This window comes from Actinomadura soli (assembly GCF_005889715.1).
Taxonomy (GTDB): Bacteria; Actinomycetota; Actinomycetes; order Streptosporangiales; family Streptosporangiaceae; genus Spirillospora; species Spirillospora soli.
In genome coordinates, this window is sequence record NZ_VCKW01000482.1 from 1 (window position 1) to 2,877 (window position 2,877).

The 2,877-nt window shown below is 73.7% G+C and carries 4 protein-coding genes; 2 read left to right on the plus strand and 2 right to left on the minus strand.

Features of this window, described 5'->3' with window-relative positions:
* Position 1 precedes the first annotated feature (1 nt).
* Positions 2-319: a nucleoside phosphorylase-I family protein gene (locus ETD83_RS40930; protein WP_171064729.1), complete on the minus strand. Its 318-nt coding sequence runs from the start codon at positions 317-319 to the stop codon at positions 2-4.
* 126 nt (positions 320-445) lie between these two features.
* Here ETD83_RS40930 and ETD83_RS40935 point away from each other — a divergent pair, with 126 nt between their 5' ends.
* Positions 446-793 (plus strand): hypothetical protein, encoded by a 348-nt coding sequence (locus tag ETD83_RS40935; RefSeq protein ID WP_138650620.1) that lies wholly within the window; start codon positions 446-448, stop codon positions 791-793.
* Between the two features lie 27 nt (positions 794-820).
* Positions 821-1,996 (plus strand): winged helix DNA-binding domain-containing protein, encoded by a 1,176-nt coding sequence (locus ETD83_RS40940; protein ID WP_138650621.1) that lies wholly within the window; start codon positions 821-823, stop codon positions 1,994-1,996.
* Between the two features lie 23 nt (positions 1,997-2,019).
* Here the strand turns inward: ETD83_RS40940 and ETD83_RS40945 are convergent, their stop codons facing one another.
* Positions 2,020-2,664 carry a hypothetical protein gene (locus tag ETD83_RS40945; protein WP_138650622.1) on the minus strand — a complete coding sequence of 215 codons (645 nt, stop codon included), beginning with the start codon at positions 2,662-2,664 and terminating at the stop codon, positions 2,020-2,022.
* Positions 2,665-2,877: the final 213 nt, after the last annotated feature.

Below are 2,877 nucleotides of genomic sequence, written 5' to 3' on the forward strand. Positions count from 1 at the left end.
CTTAGGGTCTCGTCTTAGGGTCTCGTGGGCTCGTAGATGTGTATAAGAGCCACCCCCGGAACGGCCCGGAGCCGCGGATCTCGTCGGCGACCAGGACGTCCCCGGGCCGCAGCCGTTCGTCGAGCGCGCCGCCGAAGCCGACGACGACGAGCGCGGCGCAGGCGTCCGGGATCCGGTCGGCGCGGCGGGCGCGGTAGCCGACGACCACGACGGGCGTGCGGGCGAGGCCGCGCCGGACCGCGCGGGCCTCCAGGCCCAGCGCCGCGCACACCACCGGCCCCACCATGGGCCGCGTCTCCTCGGCGTCGTCACTGGTCACCGGTCCAGCGAAACACGACGGCGGCGGAAGATCCAGTTCCGTCACCGCGCGGGACTACATCCGGCGCCCGCGGATCCGCCTTCCGGAGGGCGCCGCCGCTGGGAGCGTGCCCCTAGACTCCCCGGCATGACCTCCTTTCCCGTTCGGCGGAAGCTGGCCGTCCTGCCGTTCCTCCTGCTCCCCCTCGGTGCCGCGGCCGCGTGCAGCGGCGAGGGCACCAACGCCACCACCGACTGCGGCGTGAACTCCTGCACGGTGACGTTCGACCGCGGCGTCGACGCGAGCGCCTCCATCCTCGGCATCAAGGCCGAGCTGGTGAAGGTGGAGGGCCAGCTGGTCACGCTCAAGATCGCCGGGCAGACCGTGACGGTGCCCGCCGGCGAGGGCGAGCAGGCCGAGGGGTTCGACGTCTCGGTCCAGTCCGTCACCAAGGACAAGGTCGTCGTCAAGATCTCCGGCGGCGGGGGCGGCTGACCCGGCCGGACGCGCTAGGCTTCGCTCATGCGTTCGATGAACGTGGCGGAGCGCCGCGCCCGGCTCGGCGCCCGCCACCGCCTGTCCCCCAGGGCGAGGACCGACGACGTCCTCGACATCGCGCGGTCCATGGTGGTGCTGCACGCCACCGACCCCGCGACCGTGTTCCTGTCGGTCGCGGCCCGCAGCGTCGCCGCCGTCCCGGAGGCGCTGGAGCGGGCCCTGTACGACGACCGCACGCTGCTGCGGATGCTCGCGATGCGGCGGACGATGTTCGTCGCGCCCGTCGAGCTCGTCCCGGTGCTGCAGGCGTCCACGGCGAACTCCCTGGCCGCCAAGCAGCGCGCCACTTACGCCCGCATCATCGAGCGCGGCAGCGACATCCCCGACGTGCCCGCCTGGTTCGCGGCGGTCGAGAAGGCCGCGCACGAGGCGCTGCTGGCACGCGGGGAGGCGACGGGCGCGCAGCTCAGCGCCGACGAGCCACGGCTGCGGACGCGGGTCGACCCCGCGCCCGGCAAGTCGTACTCCAGGCCCACGAACGTCACCACGTGGATCCTGGTCACGCTCGGCTGCGAGGGCCTCGTCGTCCGCGGCCGCCCGAACGGATCATGGACCAGCAGCCAGTACAAATGGTCGCCGATCGAGGCGTGGCTGCCCGGCGGCATCGAGGAGGTCCCGGCCGCCGCGGCCCGCGCCGAGCTCGTCCGCCGGTGGCTGCGCGCGTTCGGCCCCGCCCCGGTCTCCGACCTGAAGTGGTGGACGGGCTGGAACGCCGGCGACGTCAAGAAGGCCCTCGCGCTCCTCGACGTCACCGAGGTCGACCTCGGCGGCGCCACCGGGCTCGCGCTGTCGGACGACCTGGAGCCGGAGCCCGCGCCCGGGCCGTGGGCGGCGCTGCTGCCCGCCCTCGACCCGACGCCGATGGGCTGGCAGGAGCGGGGCTGGTTCCTCGGCGACCACGGCCCCCGGCTGTTCGACCGGAACGGCAACATCGGCCCGTCCGTCTGGTGGGACGGCCGGATCGTCGGCGGCTGGGGCCAGCGCAAGGACGGTGAGATCGCCGTCCGCGTCCTGGAGGACGTCGGCGCCGACGCCGGGGCGGCGATCGAGCGGGAGGCCGCGCGCATGGCCGCCTGGTACGGCGACGTCCGCGCGATACCCCGTTTCCGCACCCCGCTGGAACGCGAACTCACCTCCTGACGCGCCCCGGTCCCCGGGCTCGGTCAGTAGCGGTACGGGGGGCTGTCGACCGGGAAGACCGCTGCGGCGGCGCGCCGCTTGGCACCGCTGCGGCGGACGGCGGTGACCGTGAACGCGATCACCGCGATCACCCCTGACCCCACCGCGGCCAGGAGGCCGAGGCCGAGGTACCCGTGGACGGTGTCGTCCGGTGTCACCAGGATGGGGCCGTCGGTGCCGCGGCAGGTGAGCAGCGCCGCCCCGGAGACGGGCGCCTCGAACGAGGCGGTGTAGCGGTACGACGGATGGTCGGACGCGCTCCAGGAGTTCTTCCGCGTCAGCTGGATGGGCCCGGACCGGTCGCCCACCTTGACCGAGCAGGCGAACGGCGACGAGCCGCCGGTGCGGACGTAGAGGAAGTAGCCGAACCCCCGCGACAAATCGATCGTCACCCCGGCCACGGGGTCGCCGGACGAGGACGACCCGTCCGCGGTCTCCGAGTCGTCCCAGAGGAACGCGACCAGGGCGAAGAACCCGATGGCGGCGACCACGACCAGGATGATCGGCAGGGCGTACCAGCCGGCGGACGGCCTGATCGGCGGCGCGGGACCCCACGACGGCCCCGGCCCGCCCGGCGGCCCCGGGCCCATGGGCGGCGGGCCCATCGGCACGTTCGACCCGGGCCACATGTGTCGTCCCCCCTGCGAGCCGGCTGAGCAGAACGAACAATTCCAGACGAACCCCGTGCCCCGCCAGAGACGCAGGTCAGGCGCCCATGCGATTCGCAGGCCGCCGGAGCGGATACCTTACTAGGGAGTAGCAAGAACGGCGGAGACGGAGGCGGCATGGCTCCCTGGGACCGACTGCCCACTTCCTGGGACCGCCTGACCGCTTCCTGGGAC